The organism is Burkholderia sp. HI2761 (assembly GCF_002223355.1).
GTDB lineage: Bacteria > Pseudomonadota > Gammaproteobacteria > Burkholderiales > Burkholderiaceae > Burkholderia.
Genome location: NZ_NKFN01000001.1, coordinates 497,498 through 512,618, shown reverse-complemented (window position 1 = coordinate 512,618; position 15,121 = coordinate 497,498). Strand labels below are relative to the sequence as shown.

General features: G+C 67.8%; 17 protein-coding genes. 12 read left to right on the top strand and 5 right to left on the bottom strand.

The genetic code is table 11. The annotated features are described in order from the left end of the window. Positions 1–53 precede the first annotated feature (53 nt). The 5 genes from gshA (at position 54) to ptsP (ending at position 5,346) form a co-directional block, all read left to right on the top strand. Entirely contained in the window at positions 54–1,343 is a 1,290-nt protein-coding gene (gshA, locus tag CFB46_RS02435) for a glutamate--cysteine ligase (protein WP_027785523.1), read from the top strand. Positions 1,344–1,370: 27 nt separating this feature from the next. Then, positions 1,371–2,327, top strand: a complete 957-nt coding sequence (gene gshB / locus CFB46_RS02430; protein ID WP_089499183.1) for a glutathione synthase — start codon at positions 1,371–1,373, stop codon at positions 2,325–2,327. 231 nt (positions 2,328–2,558) lie between these two features. Continuing rightward, positions 2,559–3,029 (top strand): PTS sugar transporter subunit IIA, encoded by a 471-nt coding sequence (locus CFB46_RS02425; RefSeq protein ID WP_027785521.1) that lies wholly within the window; start codon positions 2,559–2,561, stop codon positions 3,027–3,029. A 73-nt stretch (positions 3,030–3,102) separates the two neighbouring features. Continuing rightward, positions 3,103–3,372, top strand: a complete 270-nt coding sequence (locus CFB46_RS02420) for an HPr family phosphocarrier protein (RefSeq protein WP_006477716.1) — start codon at positions 3,103–3,105, stop codon at positions 3,370–3,372. Positions 3,373–3,573: 201 nt separating this feature from the next. Continuing rightward, positions 3,574–5,346 (top strand): phosphoenolpyruvate--protein phosphotransferase, encoded by a 1,773-nt coding sequence (ptsP, locus tag CFB46_RS02415; RefSeq protein ID WP_089499323.1) that lies wholly within the window; start codon positions 3,574–3,576, stop codon positions 5,344–5,346. A 68-nt stretch (positions 5,347–5,414) separates the two neighbouring features. Here the strand turns inward: ptsP and CFB46_RS02410 are convergent, their stop codons facing one another. From CFB46_RS02410 to gpmA, 3 genes are all read right to left on the bottom strand, one after another. Beyond that, positions 5,415–6,167 carry a HesA/MoeB/ThiF family protein gene (locus CFB46_RS02410; RefSeq protein WP_089499182.1) on the bottom strand — a complete coding sequence of 251 codons (753 nt, stop codon included), beginning with the start codon at positions 6,165–6,167 and terminating at the stop codon, positions 5,415–5,417. Positions 6,168–6,271: 104 nt separating this feature from the next. Beyond that, on the bottom strand, positions 6,272–7,825 hold the full coding sequence (locus tag CFB46_RS02405) for a S41 family peptidase (protein ID WP_027785518.1): 1,554 nt from the start codon (positions 7,823–7,825) through the stop codon (positions 6,272–6,274). 273 nt (positions 7,826–8,098) lie between these two features. Next, complete coding sequence (gene gpmA, locus CFB46_RS02400; protein ID WP_089499181.1) at positions 8,099–8,845, bottom strand: 2,3-diphosphoglycerate-dependent phosphoglycerate mutase; 747 nt, start codon at positions 8,843–8,845, stop codon at positions 8,099–8,101. 136 nt (positions 8,846–8,981) lie between these two features. Here gpmA and CFB46_RS02395 point away from each other — a divergent pair, with 136 nt between their 5' ends. From CFB46_RS02395 to CFB46_RS02375, 5 genes are all read left to right on the top strand, one after another. Continuing rightward, positions 8,982–9,404 carry a rhodanese-like domain-containing protein gene (locus CFB46_RS02395; RefSeq protein ID WP_027785516.1) on the top strand — a complete coding sequence of 141 codons (423 nt, stop codon included), beginning with the start codon at positions 8,982–8,984 and terminating at the stop codon, positions 9,402–9,404. Beyond that, positions 9,401–9,661, top strand: a complete 261-nt coding sequence (grxC, locus tag CFB46_RS02390; RefSeq protein ID WP_006477722.1) for a glutaredoxin 3 — start codon at positions 9,401–9,403, stop codon at positions 9,659–9,661. The genes CFB46_RS02395 and grxC overlap by 4 nt, the downstream gene beginning before the upstream one ends. Before the next feature lie 107 nt (positions 9,662–9,768). Continuing rightward, on the top strand, positions 9,769–10,260 hold the full coding sequence (gene secB / locus CFB46_RS02385; protein WP_027785515.1) for a protein-export chaperone SecB: 492 nt from the start codon (positions 9,769–9,771) through the stop codon (positions 10,258–10,260). A gap of 25 nt (positions 10,261–10,285) precedes the next feature. Next, positions 10,286–11,284 carry an NAD(P)H-dependent glycerol-3-phosphate dehydrogenase gene (locus tag CFB46_RS02380; protein WP_089499180.1) on the top strand — a complete coding sequence of 333 codons (999 nt, stop codon included), beginning with the start codon at positions 10,286–10,288 and terminating at the stop codon, positions 11,282–11,284. Between the two features lie 92 nt (positions 11,285–11,376). After that, complete coding sequence (locus CFB46_RS02375) at positions 11,377–11,901, top strand: O-acetyl-ADP-ribose deacetylase (RefSeq protein ID WP_089499179.1); 525 nt, start codon at positions 11,377–11,379, stop codon at positions 11,899–11,901. 36 nt (positions 11,902–11,937) lie between these two features. On the opposite strand, the gene trmL is transcribed toward CFB46_RS02375, so the two are convergent. Next, entirely contained in the window at positions 11,938–12,408 is a 471-nt protein-coding gene (trmL, locus tag CFB46_RS02370; RefSeq protein ID WP_027785512.1) for a tRNA (uridine(34)/cytosine(34)/5-carboxymethylaminomethyluridine(34)-2'-O)-methyltransferase TrmL, read from the bottom strand. 101 nt (positions 12,409–12,509) lie between these two features. After that, positions 12,510–13,307, bottom strand: coding sequence for a ComF family protein (locus tag CFB46_RS02365; RefSeq protein ID WP_089499178.1), 798 nt, complete (start codon positions 13,305–13,307; stop codon positions 12,510–12,512). Between the two features lie 81 nt (positions 13,308–13,388). Here CFB46_RS02365 and CFB46_RS02360 point away from each other — a divergent pair, with 81 nt between their 5' ends. Then, positions 13,389–14,354, top strand: a complete 966-nt coding sequence (locus CFB46_RS02360; protein ID WP_089499177.1) for a methyltransferase domain-containing protein — start codon at positions 13,389–13,391, stop codon at positions 14,352–14,354. Positions 14,355–14,549: 195 nt separating this feature from the next. Beyond that, positions 14,550–15,074, top strand: a complete 525-nt coding sequence (locus tag CFB46_RS02355) for a DUF2244 domain-containing protein (protein ID WP_051421408.1) — start codon at positions 14,550–14,552, stop codon at positions 15,072–15,074. Positions 15,075–15,121 lie beyond the last annotated feature (47 nt).

The window sequence follows — 15,121 nt, the reverse complement described above, 5'->3', positions numbered from 1 at the left end:
AATGGGCAGGGCAATTGCTCTACAATCTTCATTCTCCCGCTCGCGAGTGATTCATGGTTCCCCACCTCGTTACCGCGTTGAACGGTCCGCTGCTCGAACTCGAGCAGAAGATCCTCGACGCGACGCCTGCGATCGAACGCTGGTTCAGGCTCGAATGGCAGGAACACACCCCGCCGTTCTATTGTTCGGTGGACCTGCGCAATGCCGGCTTCAAGCTGGCGCCCGTCGACGCGAACCTGTTTCCCGGCGCGTTCAACAATCTGCCGTCCGAAGTGCTGCCGCTCGCCGTGCAGGCCGCGATGGCCGCGATCGAGAAGATCTGCCCGGACGCGAAGAATCTGCTCGTGATTCCCGAGCTGCCGACCCGCAACGCGTTCTACCTGGAAAACGTCGCGCGCCTCGCGACGATCATGCGCCAGGCCGGCCTGAACGTGCGTTTCGGCTCGCTCGACCCGAGCATCACCGACATGACGCCGATCACGCTGGCCGACGGCCAGAAGATCGTGCTCGAACCGCTCGAGCGTTCGCAGCGCCGCCTCGGCCTGAAGAATTTCGATCCGTGCTCGATCCTGCTGAACAACGACCTGTCGGCCGGCATCCCGGCCGTGCTGGAAAACCTGCACGAGCAGTATCTGCTGCCGCCGCTGCACGCGGGCTGGGCCGTGCGCCGCAAGTCGACGCACTTCGCATGCTACGACGACGTCGCGAAGAAGTTCGCGAAGATGGTCGGCGTCGATCCGTGGATGGTGAATCCGTATTTCGCGCATGTGGAAGGCGTCGACTGGCAGGCTCATGAAGGCGAGCAGGCGCTCGCCGACGCGATCGACGGCGTGCTGAAGAAGATCGCGCGCAAGTATCGCGAATACGGGATCAGCGAGAAACCGTACGTCGTCGTGAAGGCCGACGCGGGCACCGCGGGCCGCGGCGTGATGACCGTGCACGACGCGGCCGAGATCGGCCGCATGACGAAGGCCGAGCGCGCACAGATGGCCGAATCGAAGGCCGGCCTCGCGGTGCACGACGTGATCGTGCAGGAAGGCGTCTACACGTTCGAGCGCGTCGGCGACGAAGTGGCCGAGCCGGTCGTGTACATGATCGACCGCTACGTGGTCGGCGGCTTCTACCGCACGCACGGCGGCCGCGAGCGCGACCAGAACCTGAACGCGCCCGGCATGCACTACGTACCGCTCGGCTTCGAGCACACCGCGCTGCCGGATGCCGGCGCGAAGCCAGGGGCCGCGCCGCCGAACCGTTTCTACATGTACGGCGTCGTCGCGCGGCTGTCGCTGATCGCGTCGTCGATCGAACTGGAAAAGACCGACCCCGAAGCCATCCAGGTGTAACGGACCTTCGCTACGTACAGGACCCGCATGGACATTCTTTTTATCGCCGACCCGCTCGAGCATTTCAAGATCTACAAGGATTCGACCTACGCGATGATGGCGGAGGCCGCTCGGCGCGGGCATGCGGTGTACGCGTGCGAACCGCGCCACCTCGCGTGGACGGGCTCGGCCGTCGAGGCCGACGTGCGGCGCATCACGTTCGTCGGCGAACTGGACGATCTGCATCGCGACATCTGGTTTGATGCGGGCGCGGTCGATGCGCGCCGTCTCGAATCGTTCGGCGCGGTGCTGATGCGCAAGGATCCGCCGTTCGACATGGAGTACGTGACGTCGACGTGGCTGCTCGAGCTGGCCGAGCGCGCGGGCGCCCGCGTGTTCAACCGGGCGCAGTCGATCCGCGATCATTCGGAGAAGCTCGCGATCGGCGAGTTTCCGCAGTTCGTCGCACCGACGCTCGTCACGCGCGACGCGAAGCGGCTGCGCGCGTTCCACGCCGAGCATGGCGACGTGATCCTGAAACCGCTCGACGGAATGGGCGGCATGGGCGTGTTCCGCGTGAAGCCGGACGGCATGAACCTCGGTTCGATCGTCGAGATGCTGAGCCACGACGGCACGCGCTCGGTGATGGCGCAGAAGTTCATCCCCGAGATCAAGGCCGGCGACAAGCGCATCCTGCTGATCGGCGGCGAGCCGGTGCCGTATTCGCTCGCGCGGATTCCGCAGGGCAGCGAGGTGCGCGGCAATCTCGCCGCGGGCGGGCTCGGCGTCGCGCAGCCGTTGACGGCCCGCGATCGCGAGATCGCCGCGACGCTCGGGCCCCTGCTTGCGTCGCGCGGGCTGCTGCTGGTCGGCCTCGACGCGATCGGCGACTGGCTGACCGAGGTGAACGTCACGAGCCCGACGTGTTTTCGCGAGATCATGGAGCAAACGGGCTTCGACGTCGCCGCGATGTTCATCGACGCGCTGGAGCGCGCGGCCGCGTAGGCCGCCTCCCGCGCAACCCCGGCGGCGGCCGCGCAGGTCCCCCGTCGCCGGAGCAGCTTGACCGGCCTGCTACAATGCCCGCTTGCCCGGTGCCGTGATCGGCGCACCGAAGGCCCGGCGGTCGGGCCGACACTGTTGCAAGGCTGAACATGAAACGTTCCCCACACTCGCTACGCTCATTGCCCCGCCGCGGGGTATCGGCCCGCCAGGGGCGGCCGGGAGCGATCTAACATGGCCGGGATTCTGATCATCGCGCACGCTCCGCTCGCCACCGCGCTGCGGGACTGCATCGCGCACATCTACGGCGGCGTGCCCGCCCGCATCGGCTGCATCGACGTGACCGCGGACAGCGATCCGACCCAGGTGATGGCGTTTGCGCACGCGGAACTCGCACGGCTGCGGGAAGACAACGGCGTGGTCGTGCTGACCGACATGTACGGCGCGACGCCCGCGAACATCGCGGGCCAGCTCGCGAAGCTCGACAACGTGCGCGTGCTGGCGGGCGTGAACCTGCCGATGCTCGTGCGGGCCGTCTGCTACCGCACCGTGCCGCTCGACAAGCTGGTCGACAAGGCGCTGTCCGGCGGCGCGAAGGGCGTCCACGAGGTGTCGTCCGGCACGCCGCCGCCGCCGACCGAAACCGGCTGCGGCCAGTGCGCGCCGATTCCGCCCGAACCGCAGCCGCGCACCGAATCGCACTGAGCGTCCGTTTTCCGTTTTAGACCGACCCGCCGGCGCGCGCCGCCGGTGGTCCCGACCGACCCGACCGAGAATCATGCTTCAACAAGAAACCACCATCGTCAATAAATTGGGGCTCCATGCGCGCGCATCGGCCAAGCTTACGCAACTGGCCGGCAACTTCCAGTCGGAAGTCTGGATGACACGCAACGGGCGCAAGATCAATGCGAAGAGCATCATGGGCGTGATGATGCTGGCGGCCGGCATCGGCAGCACCGTGACGATCGAGACCGAAGGGCCCGACGAGCGGGAAGCGATGGACGCACTGCTGAAGCTGATCGCCGACAAGTTCGGCGAAGGCCAGTGAGCGCTGCGCGGAATCATTGCCGTTTCCAGTCAGAATGCCGCGGATGTCGCGGCATTTTTTTCGTCGGAAGCATTGATGCGGAAAGCGCAATGCTGCGCTGCATGCAGTCAGCAGGGAGTCGCGGAATTTATAATCGCTAACCGGGGTCATAAGCGCATCGCAGCAGTGTGCCGCGGCTTTACTTGTCCAGAGGAGGTGCGCGTGTCTTTCACGCTGCAAGGCATTCCCGTCTCACGAGGTATCGCGATCGGGCGAGCGTATCTGATCGCGCCGGCGGCGCTCGACGTCGCCCATTACCTGATCGAGACCAACCAGACCGACGCCGAGGTCGAGCGATTCCGCACGGCGCTCGACGTCGTGCGTCGCGAGCTCGAAGCGCTGCGCGCCGACCTGAGCGTCGACACGCCGAGCGAAGTCGGCGCATTCATCGACGTCCACACGATGATCCTGAGCGACGAGATGCTCGTGCAGGAAACCATCGACCTGATCCGCACGCGCCGCTACAACGTCGAATGGGCGCTGACCGAGCAGCTCGAACTGCTCACGCGCCATTTCGACGACATCGAGGACGAATACCTGCGCGAGCGCAAGGCCGACATCGAGCAGGTGGTCGAGCGCGTGCTGAAGGCGCTCGCCGGTGCGCCGTCCGCGTCGCAGGCGCTCGGCCGCGCGGCCAGGAACGGCACGAGCGAGATGATCGTCGTCGCGCACGACATCGCGCCGGCCGACATGATGCAGTTCAAGACGCAGTCGTTCCAGGCGTTCGTCACCGATCTCGGCGGGCGCACGTCGCACACGGCGATCGTCGCGCGCAGCCTCGGCATTCCGGCCGCGGTCGGCGTGCAGCATGCGAGCGCGCTGATTCGCCAGGACGACCTGATCATCGTCGACGGCGACCAGGGCATCGTGATCGTCGATCCGGCGCCGATCGTCCTCGAGGAGTATTCGTACCGCCAGTCCGAGAAGCTGCTGGAGCAACGCAAGCTGCAGCGCCTGAAGTTCTCGCCGACGCAAACGCTGTGCGGCACGAAGATCGACCTGTACGCGAACATCGAGCTGCCCGACGACGCGAAGGCGGCCGTCGAGGCCGGCGCGGTCGGCGTCGGCCTGTTCCGCTCGGAGTTCCTGTTCATGCATCAGAAGGAGATGCCGGAAGAGGAGGAGCAGTTCGCCGCGTACAAGCGCGCCGTCGAATGGATGAAGGGCATGCCGGTGACGATCCGCACGATCGACGTCGGCGCGGACAAGCCGCTCGAGGCGCTCGACGAAGGCTACGAAACGGCGCCGAACCCGGCGCTCGGCCTGCGTGCGATCCGCTGGAGCCTGTCCGAGCCGCAGATGTTCCTCACGCAGTTGCGCGCGATCCTGCGCGCGTCCGCGTTCGGCCAGGTGAAGATCCTGATCCCGATGCTCGCGCACGCGCAGGAGATCGACCAGACGCTCGACCTGATCCGCGAGGCGAAGCGCCAGCTCGACGACGCGGGGCTCGCATACGATCCGAACGTGCGCCTCGGCGCGATGATCGAGATTCCGGCCGCGGCGATCGCGCTGCCGCTGTTCCTGAAGCGCTTCGATTTCCTGTCGATCGGCACGAACGACCTGATCCAGTACACGCTCGCGATCGATCGCGCCGACAACGCGGTCGCGCACCTGTACGACCCGCTGCATCCGGCCGTGCTGCATCTGATCGCGTACACGTTGCGCGAAGCGAAGCGCGCGGGCGTGTCGGTGTCGGTGTGCGGGGAGATGGCGGGCGACCCGGCGCTCACGCGCCTGTTGCTCGGGATGGGGCTCACCGAGTTCTCGATGCACCCGAGCCAGTTGCTCGTCGTCAAGCAGGAAATCCTGCGCGCGCATTTGAAGGCGCTCGAAAAGCCGACGGCCGACGTGCTGGCCGCGTTCGAGCCGGAAGAGGTGCAGGCGGCGCTGCAACGGCTGTCGATCGCCGAGCCGCGCGCGGACGCGGCCGCTTAGGCGGTTTCGGCGCCGCTAACTATAGCGAAGCGTCACGCATGCGCGGCCGGGCGCATGCCCGTCGCGCGTCAGTGCCGGCCCCCGCACACGGGGCAGTCGGCCTGGCGCGCGATTTTCATCGTCGTCCATTCCATCCGCAGCGAATCGAGCATCATCAGCCGCCCGTTGAGCGTCCTGCCGATGCCGCCGATCACGCGCAGCGCCTCGGCCGCCTGCATCGCGCCGATGATCCCGACGGTCGGCGCGAACACGCCCATCGTCGCGCACGCGACTTCCTCGAACGGCTGGTCTTCCGGAAACACGCACGCATAGCAAGGCGCGGCCGCGTCGCGGAAGTCGAACGTGCTGATCTGGCCGTCGAAGCGCAGCGCGGCGCCCGACACGAGCGGCACGCCGTGCGCGACGCATGCGCGATTGATCGCGTGGCGCGTCGCGAAGTTGTCGGTGCAGTCGAGCACGACGCTCGCGTGCGGCACGTGCGTGTCGAGCCAGGCATCGTCGACGCGCGCCGCGACCGCGTTCACCGTCACCTCGGGGTTCAGTTGCGCGAGCGCGTCGCGCCCCGATTCGACCTTGCTGCGGCCGACCGATGCCGTCACGTGCAGGATCTGCCGCTGCAGGTTCGTGAGGTCGACCGTATCGGCGTCGACGAGCGTGAGCGTGCCGACCCCCGATGCCGCGAGATACATCGCGGCCGGCGAGCCGAGGCCGCCCGCGCCGACGACGATCGCATGCGCGTCGAGAAAGCGCTGCTGCGCCTCGATGCCGATCTCGTCGACGAGGATGTGGCGGGAGTAGCGAAGGAGTTGATCGTCGTTCATGGGCAATCGTGAGCGAGGCGGGCGGACGTTCGTTATTTTAGGCGCGCATGAAAAACGGGCCATCGCGGTCTTCCCGCGATGGCCCGTTGGATGCTGGCCGGCGCTTACTTCGGCGCGGAGGCAGGCTTCGGTGCGGAAGCCGGCTTCGCGGCGCTTGCGCCCGATGCCTTCGCAGCCGCGGCGGCCTTGCCGGCCGGGCTCTTCGTCACGCTCTCGGCGATCAGCGACTTCGATTCCTGGACCGGCTTGCCTTCGAGCTTGTTGAGCGCCTGCTGCATCATGAAGTCGTCGGCGCTGCCGAACTCGATCGGCTTGCGATCGCGATCCTTCTGGCGCTGCTCCGGCGTCTTCTTGTCGTTCTGCTCTTCGAGGACGCGCAGCTGATCCATCCGGCGCTGATCGCGCTCTTCCTGTTCCTTCTTCTCGTTCGGATCCTGCGTGTTCGCGAGGTGGTTCGAATAGTCGACCTCACGCGTCACGAGCACGTCGTCGGGATCGCCGTCCGCGTACTGATCGACCGGGATGTCGGGTGTGATGCCCTTGTTCTGGATCGAACGGCCGCTCGGCGTGTAGTAGTACGCGGTGGTCAGGCGCAGCGCGGTGTCGGCCGTCATCGGGCGGACCGTCTGCACCGAACCCTTGCCGAACGTCGTCTTGCCCATGATCTGCGCGCGCTTCGAATCCTGCAGCGCACCGGCGACGATTTCCGACGCGGACGCCGAATATGCGTTCGTCAGCACGATCATCGGCACGGTCTTGAAGATCGGCGGCAGATTCTTCAGCGGATCGCCGTCGAAGGACGGCAGGCGATAGTTGTCGTACGTATCGCGGTAGACCTGCTTCGAATCGGGAATCTGGCCGTTGGTCGACACGACGACCGAGTCGGGCGGCAGGAACGCGCCGGCCACGCCGACCGCGCTCTGCAGCAGGCCGCCGCCGTTGTTGCGCAGATCGACGATCAGGCCTTTCAGGTTCGGCTGCTGGCGCGCGATGTCCTGCAGCTTCTGCGCGAGATCGGGCGTCGTGCGCTCCTGGAAGCTCGTGATGCGGATGTACGCGTAGCCCGGATCGAGCATCTTCAGCTTCACGCTCTGGACCTTGATGATCGCGCGCGTGACCGTGACCGGGAACGTGCGGTCGTCGCTCTTGCGGAAGATCGTCAGCGTGACCTTGGTACCTGGCTCGCCGCGCATCTGCTTCACGGCCTTGTCGAGCGTCATGCCGCGCACCGGCTTGTCGTTGATGCGCGTGATCAGGTCGCCCGGACGGATGCCGGCGCGGAACGCGGGGGTGTCCTCGATCGGCGAGATCACCTTGACGAGGCCGTCTTCCTGCGAGATCTCGATGCCGAGGCCCGCGAAGCGGCCCTTCGTCTGCTCCTGCAGCTCGTCATAGTCGGTCTTGTCGAGGAACGACGAGTGCGGATCGAGGCTCGACACCATGCCCTTGATCGCGGCCGTCAGCAGCTTCTTGTCGTCGACCGGTTCGACGTACTCGCGCTTGATCTGCCCGAATACTTCCGCGAACAGGCGGAGCTGGTCGAGGGGAAGCGGCGCCGTGGCGGTCTGCTCGGCCGATGCGGAAACCTGCAGCGTGGCGAACACGCCCGTGGCGAGGCCCGCGGCAATCAGGCCGATGTTCTTCAAATTCATTCGCATAGAGAGTCTGGTGCGGTCGGGAAGCGCGTGGCGGTAGCGGGGATGTAGCGGACAAGTATAACTGTTCGTCCGATAACTCAGTGGAACGGCGCGAAAAGCGTCGAAAAGGCCGCAAAGGGCCCGCGGGGCACCGCCGGGCGCGCTGCGGGGTTCGAAAGCGCATTCGACCGCGGCAGGGCCGCGAAGGTTCGCGCGGCGTGCGGACCGGCGTCGACGGCGAGGCCGGGGCCCCGCACGCCGTGCCGGAACGCGGCCTGCCCGCCGCGCCGGGCGTCAGCCCGCCTTGCCCTGCTTCGCGACGGCGGCCTGCGCTTGCGCGATCGCTTCCTGGTCGCCGAGGTAATAGTGCTTGATCGGCTTCAGGTTCTCGTCGAGTTCGTAGACGAGCGGCACGCCGTTCGGGATGTTCAGGCCGACGATGTCGCTGTCCGAGATGCCGTCGAGGTACTTGATCAGCGCGCGCAGCGAGTTGCCGTGCGCGGCGATCAGCACCTGCTTGCCGGCGCGCACCGCCGGCGCGATCGACTCGTTCCACAACGGCAGCACGCGCGCGACCGTGTCCTTCAGGCACTCGGTGAGCGGCAGCTGCTCGCGCGGCACCTTCGCATAGCGCGGGTCGTTGAACGGCGCGCGCTCGTCGGTCGGCTCGAGCGCGGGCGGCGGCGTGTCGTAGCTGCGGCGCCACACGAGCACCTGCTCGTCGCCGAACTTCGCGGCCGTTTCCGCCTTGTTCAGCCCCGACAGCGCGCCGTAGTGGCGCTCGTTCAGGCGCCACGAGTGGACGACCGGCAGGTACATCAGGTCCATCTTGTCCTGCACGTGCCACAGCGTGCGGATCGCACGCTTGAGCACCGACGTGTACGCGATGTCGAACGTGTAGCCGGCCTCCCTGAGCAATTCGCCGGCCCGGTAGGCCTCGTTGCGACCCTGTTCGGTCAGGTCGACGTCGACCCAGCCGGTGAAGCGGTTTTCCTTGTTCCACGTCGATTCGCCGTGGCGGATGAGAACGAGTTTGTACATGGATCTTGCGGTCGGTAGTGATAGGGAAGCGGAGCGCGTCGCGCGGCACCCTGACCGGGCCCGCCATCGCGCAAGGCGGTTATTTTATAATGGCGGGATTGTCCTCATCCGATTTCTCTTCTTCCGGCGGAATTCCGTGACGTTCTTTACCAATTACACCAACCTGGCCCTTATCGCGATCCTGGTGGTTTCCGGCGGTCTGCTCGCATGGCCCGCACTGCGCCGCGGCCGCGGTGGCCTGTCTGCCGCCGAGGCGACGCAACTCATCAACCGTCGCAACGCGGTCGTGATCGACGTACGCGCCGCCTCCGATTTCGCCGCCGGCCACCTGCCGTCGGCGCGTCAGGTCGCGGCGGGCGAGATCGGCGCGAAAATTGCGCAGGTCGCGAAGAACAAGAGCACTCCGGTGCTGCTCGTCTGCCAGAACGGCCAGCAGTCGCAGAAGGCGGCGCGCGAGGTCGAGGCGGCGGGTTACGCCGAGGTGCACGTGCTCGAAGGCGGCGTGGCCGCCTGGCAGCAGGCCGGGATGCCGGTCGTCAAACAAGGAGTGGCGAAGTGAACAAGGTTTTGATGTACAGCACGCAGGTGTGTCCGTATTGCATGCAGGCCGAGCGCCTGCTGAAGCTGCGCGGCGTCGAGCAGATCGAGAAGGTGCTGATCGACCGCGACCCGGCCCGCCGCGAGGAAATGATGACGCGCACGGGGCGCCGCACGGTGCCGCAGATCTATATCGGCGACACGCACGTGGGCGGCTACGACGATCTGTCGAAGCTCGATCGCGAAGGCGGCCTCGTGCCGCTTCTGCAAGCGGCCTGATTAGGGCAGAATGGCCGCCGGCCGCGCCGCGGCTTGGGCGCGCAGGATTCATCCGTGGCGGCCGGCGAACAGCCGGGCCGCCCCGTCACCACTTTTAGGGAAACACCATGTCCGACGTCGAAAACCAACCGTTCTTCAACATCCAGCGCGTCTACCTGAAGGATATGTCGCTCGAGCAGCCGAATTCGCCGGCGATCTTCCTCGAGCAGGACATGCCCTCGGTTGAAGTCGAAGTCGACGTCAAGGCCGACCGCCTCGCGGAAAGCGTGTTCGAGGTCGTCGTGTCGGGTACCGTCACCGCGAAGGTGAAGGACAAGGTCGCGTTCCTGATCGAAGCGAAGCAAGCCGGCATTTTCGACATTCGCAACATTCCGGACGAACAGCTCGACCCGCTCGTCGGCATCGCATGCCCGACGATCCTGTTCCCGTACCTGCGCTCGAACATCGCCGACGCGATCACGCGCGCCGGCTTCCCGCCGATCCACCTGGCGGAAATCAACTTCCAGGCGCTGTACGAGCAGCGTCTCGCGCAGCTTCAGCAGCAGGCCGGCGGCGCAGCAGCGCCGAACGGCGCGCCGAATGGCACGACGCTGAACTGACGCTTCGCTCGGACCGGTGCTGGGTATGAAAGTAGCCGTTCTCGGCGCCGGTGCCTGGGGCACCGCGCTCGCGGGCCATCTGGCCGCGCGGCACGATACGCTTCTGTGGGCGCGCGATGCCGCGCTCATCGCCGGGCTGCAGGTCCGGCACGAAAATTCCCGCTATCTGGACGGCATCGTGCTGCCTGACGCGCTGCGCTACGACGCCGATCTCGGTGCCGCGCTCGCGCATGGCGCCGCGGACGACGCGCTGTGCGTGATCGCCGCGCCGGTGGCCGGGCTGCGCACGCTGTGTCGCGCGATGCGCGACGCAGGCTGCGTGCCGGCGCACATCGTCTGGGTCTGCAAGGGCTTCGACGCCGACACGCATCTGCTGCCGCATCAGGTAATCGCGGCCGATCTGCCCGAACAGCGGAGCAACGGCGTGCTGTCGGGCCCGAGCTTCGCGCGCGAGGTCGGGCAGTCGCTGCCCGTCGCGTTGACGGTGGCGAGCACGTCGGCCGAATGCCGCGAGCGCACGCTCGCCGCGTTCCATCACGGCGCGATGCGGATCTATACGGGCGACGACGTGGTCGGCGTCGAGGTCGGCGGCGCGGTGAAGAACGTGCTGGCGATCGCGACCGGCATTTCCGACGGTCTCGGCCTCGGGCTGAACGCGCGCGCCGCACTGATCACGCGCGGCCTCGCCGAAATGTCGCGGCTCGGCGTGGCGCTCGGCGGCCGCGCGGAAACCTTCACGGGCCTCACGGGCCTCGGCGACCTGATCCTCACCGCGACGGGCGACCTGTCGCGCAACCGCACGGTCGGCCTGCAACTGGCGGCCGGCCGCACGCTGAACGACATCCTCGGCGCGCTCGGCCACGTGGCCGAAGGCGTGCGCTGCGCGCAGGCCGTGCTGGCGCTCGCACGCGCGCAGTCGATCGAAATGCCGATCACGGAAGCCGTGTGCGGCGTGCTGTTCGACGGCATCGCGCCGCGCGACGCGGTCAGCGGCCTGCTTCGCCGCGACGCACGCGCGGAGTAGCGCGGGGCGGGATCGCCCGGCACGGTCGCGCCGGGCGCGCGGCGCCAAAGCGAGCTACGCTTGAACCGTCTCCGGCGTTCCGCGAGGTCGTCATGCTGCAGATCCATTCCACCACGCTCGATGCGCAGGTCGTCGACATCACGACGCTCGACGTCGATGCGATCGTCAACGCCGCGAACGGCTCGCTGCTCGGCGGGGGCGGCGTCGACGGCGCGATTCATCGCGCGGCCGGCCCCGGCCTGCTCGCCGAGTGCCGCGCGCTCGGCGGCTGCGACACCGGCGACGCGAAGCTCACGCGCGGCCACCGGTTGCCGGCGCGCTACGTGATTCATGCGGTCGGCCCCGTGTGGTACGGCGGCGCGCGCGGCGAGGCCGAGCTGCTTGCGTCGTGCTACCGGCGCGCGATCGAGCTGGCCGAAGAAGTCGCCGCGACGTCGATCGCGTTTCCAGCGATCAGTTGCGGAATCTACCGCTATCCGGCCGAAGCGGCCGTCGACATCGCGGTCGGCACCGTCGCCGAGATGCTTGCGCAGGCGCCGAACCTTGCCCGCGTTGTGTTCGCGTGCTTTTCCCCCGACATCTACGACCTGTACCGCGCGCGGCTCGCGCGAACCTGACGCGTTCGGCGCCGCGGGTCGTATCCGCCGAGCGCGTCAGGCGCCGCCTTCGAAGCCGGCCTGACGCCACGCCTCGAACACCACCACCGCGACCGTGTTCGACAGGTTCAGGCTGCGGTTGTCCGGCCGCATCGGCAGGCGCACGCGCTGTTCGTTCGGAAAACGTTCGAGCAGCTCGGCGGGCAGGCCGCGCGTTTCGGAGCCGAACACGAACCAGTCGCCGGGCAGGAATGCACGATCGTGGAAGCGGCCCGAGCCGCGCGTCGTGAACGCGAACATCCGCGCGGGATCGGGCGCTTCGGCGGCGACGAACGCGTCCCAGTCGCGGTGCACGCGCATCTGCGCATACTCGTGATAGTCGAGGCCGGCGCGGCGCATCCGCGCGTCGTCGAGCGGGAAGCCGAGCGGCTCGATCAGGTGCAGGCGCGCACCGGTGTTCGCGCACAGGCGGATCACGTTGCCGGTGTTCGGCGGAATTTCTGGGGCGACGAGAACGACGTTGAACATGTTTCGGTTTGGCTGGGGCGGCCGGAGCGGCGCAACGCGCGCGTGCATCCGGCCGGCCGGTTCGTGACGGCCGCACGCCGGCGGCCGGCCTCTCTATCTAATTAATCCCTGGCGGTGCGCAGCGCAACCAGATTCGTCACGCGTGCGGCGCCCGCCGCCTTCAGCGCCTGCGCGGCCGCCGCGAGCGTCGCGCCGGACGTCATCACGTCGTCGACCAGCGCGATGTGGCGCCCGGCGACGCCGCCTGCCACCGCGAAAGCCGCCATCACGTTGTCGCGTCGTGCGTGCCGGTCGAGCCGCGACTGCGGCGCGGTATCGGCGACGCGCGCGAGCAACGCTGCCTCCGCTTGCACGCCGAGCCGGCGCGCGAGCGGACGCGCGATCGCCCACGCCTGGTTGTAGCCGCGGGCGACGAGCCGCCGGTGCGACAGCGGCACCGGCGCGACGAGGTCGAAGCCGCGCGCGCCGCGCGTATCGTCGACCAGCCGTGCGAGCCGGGCCGCGAATTCACCGCCGAGCGCGAGCCGTGCATGAAACTTCAGGCCGCGCGCGAGCCCGTCGAGCGGCGCGCGGTAATCGGCGAGCGCGAGCGTCGCATCGAACGGCGGAGGCGCGGTGCGGCACGCGTCGCACCGGTACGCGGCCGCGCGGCCGGCGCCGATGCGACCGCCGCCGGGCGATCGCGCCTGCCCGACGCCGAGCGGCAGCGCGCAGACGTCGCAGCGCAGCCGCGCTTCATTCCAGTACGCGGCATCGCAGGCGCCGCAAATCACGGCGTGTGACAAATTGCCGCATAGCGCGCACCGATTCGGCAACGCGATCGCGGCAACGCGCGCGACCCGTATTCGGACCTGCGACAAAACGACGCGCATCGTGCGCTCGGCGGAACCGCGGACCATCGCAACACTCCTGGCACGCCGCCTCGATGAAGCTTGCGAGGCGAGCGAGTATACTTCGGGCTCTTCGCCAGTGTGCCCGACATGTCCCCAGCTTCGACTTCAACCGGCCGTCCGGCCAATGACACCCGGCGCCTGCGGCGGATCTTCGACCGCCGTGCCGCCACGTTCGACGCGGTTGCGTTCCTGCCGCGCGAGATCGCGCAGCGGATGAACGAGCGCCTCGAATACATCAAGGTGAGCCCCGCGGCCGTGCTGGATGCGGGCTGCGGCCCGGGCGACGATCTCCCGGCGCTGCGCGCGCGCTTTCCGGAAGCGCCGGTGTTCGGCGTGGACCTGTCCGGCGCGATGCTCGCGCGGGCCGGTCAGCGCGAAGTCGAGCAGACTACCTGGCGCCGCTGGCTGCCGGCATCGCTCGGCCGGGCGCTGGGCCAGCGCGGCCCGCGCGTCGCGCAGGCCGACTTCGCCGCGCTGCCGTTTCCCGGTGGCGCGTTCGACCTGATCTGGTCGAATCTCGCACTCCACTGGCATTCGCGTCCCGACGCGGTGCTGCCCGAATGGCAGCGCGTGCTGCGCGTGAACGGGCTGCTGATGTTCAGCACGCTCGGCCCCGACACGCTGCGCGAGCTGCGCGCGGCCTGCGCGGACACCGAAGCGGCGCTCGGCATTGCGCCGCCCACCGCGCGCGTGATCGATTTCGTCGATATGCACGACCTCGGCGACATGCTCGTCGAGAGCGGCTTCGAGATTCCCGTGATGGACCAGGAAGTGCTGACCGTCACCTACAAATCCGCTGATTCCCTGCTGGCCGACGTGCGCCGTTGGGGCGCCTACCCGTTCGAGCGCATGGCGCCCCGGCACGCGACGCGGCGCTTTCGCGCGGCGCTCGGCGACGCGCTGGACGCGCGCCGGCGCGAGGACGGCACGATCCCCCTGACCTTCGAGGTGATCTACGGCCACGCGTGGAAGGCCGTGCCGCGCACGACCGCGGAAGGGCACGGGATCGTGCGCATCGAGGACATCGGCAAGGGGCGTCCGAAGAATCGGTAAAGCGGTAAAGAGGGGTTTTGTTATGTCCGAAATTAGCGGCGCAAAGCGGGGTCGAATTAGCGCCCAAAACGGCCGGAAAGCTTGTCGCGCTTGGCTTGGCGGGCGATAGGCGCTTGCTTGTGGATGCCATTGAACCCGCCTATAATGCGTCAGCTTGTCGTCCCGGGGTCCCCGCAATACGGGGCGACGAGTCCGATGCAGGCATGCATCGCATGCCATTCGCGTGAGGCGGCGATGGGAGCAGCGAGGGTTTTGGCGGAGACGGCGGACAGCGAACCGGTCCTCGAAGACTGGCTCATGAAACGCAACTGTTCGGTGTCGCCACGCCAGTTCGTGCTGTTTTACGCGTCGCTCGCGGGCTTCTCGCTGGCGATCGCGGCGTTGCTGATGTGGAGAGGGGTCTGGCTCGTCATGCCCTTCACCGGCATCGAGTTGCTGGCGGTGGGTGTCGCATTTGCGATCTATGCTCGCCATGCGGTCGATTACGAGCGCATCAGGCTGTTTCCGCACCGGCTCGTGATCGAGCGGATGGATGCGGAGCGGCTCACGCAGATCGAATTCAACCCGCGCTGGGTGCGGGTCGAGCCGGGTGCGACGCCACGCGATCCGATTCGGCTGGTATCGCGCGGGCAGACCGTCGTAATCGGGCAGCATCTCGCGCAGTACAAGCGTGCGCAGTTCGCCGACGAACTGCGCGTGTCGCTCAGGCGCTGCGGCTGACGAGGCGCAGTCATCGGCCGGAACAGGCCGGCGGCTTGCGACGGGGG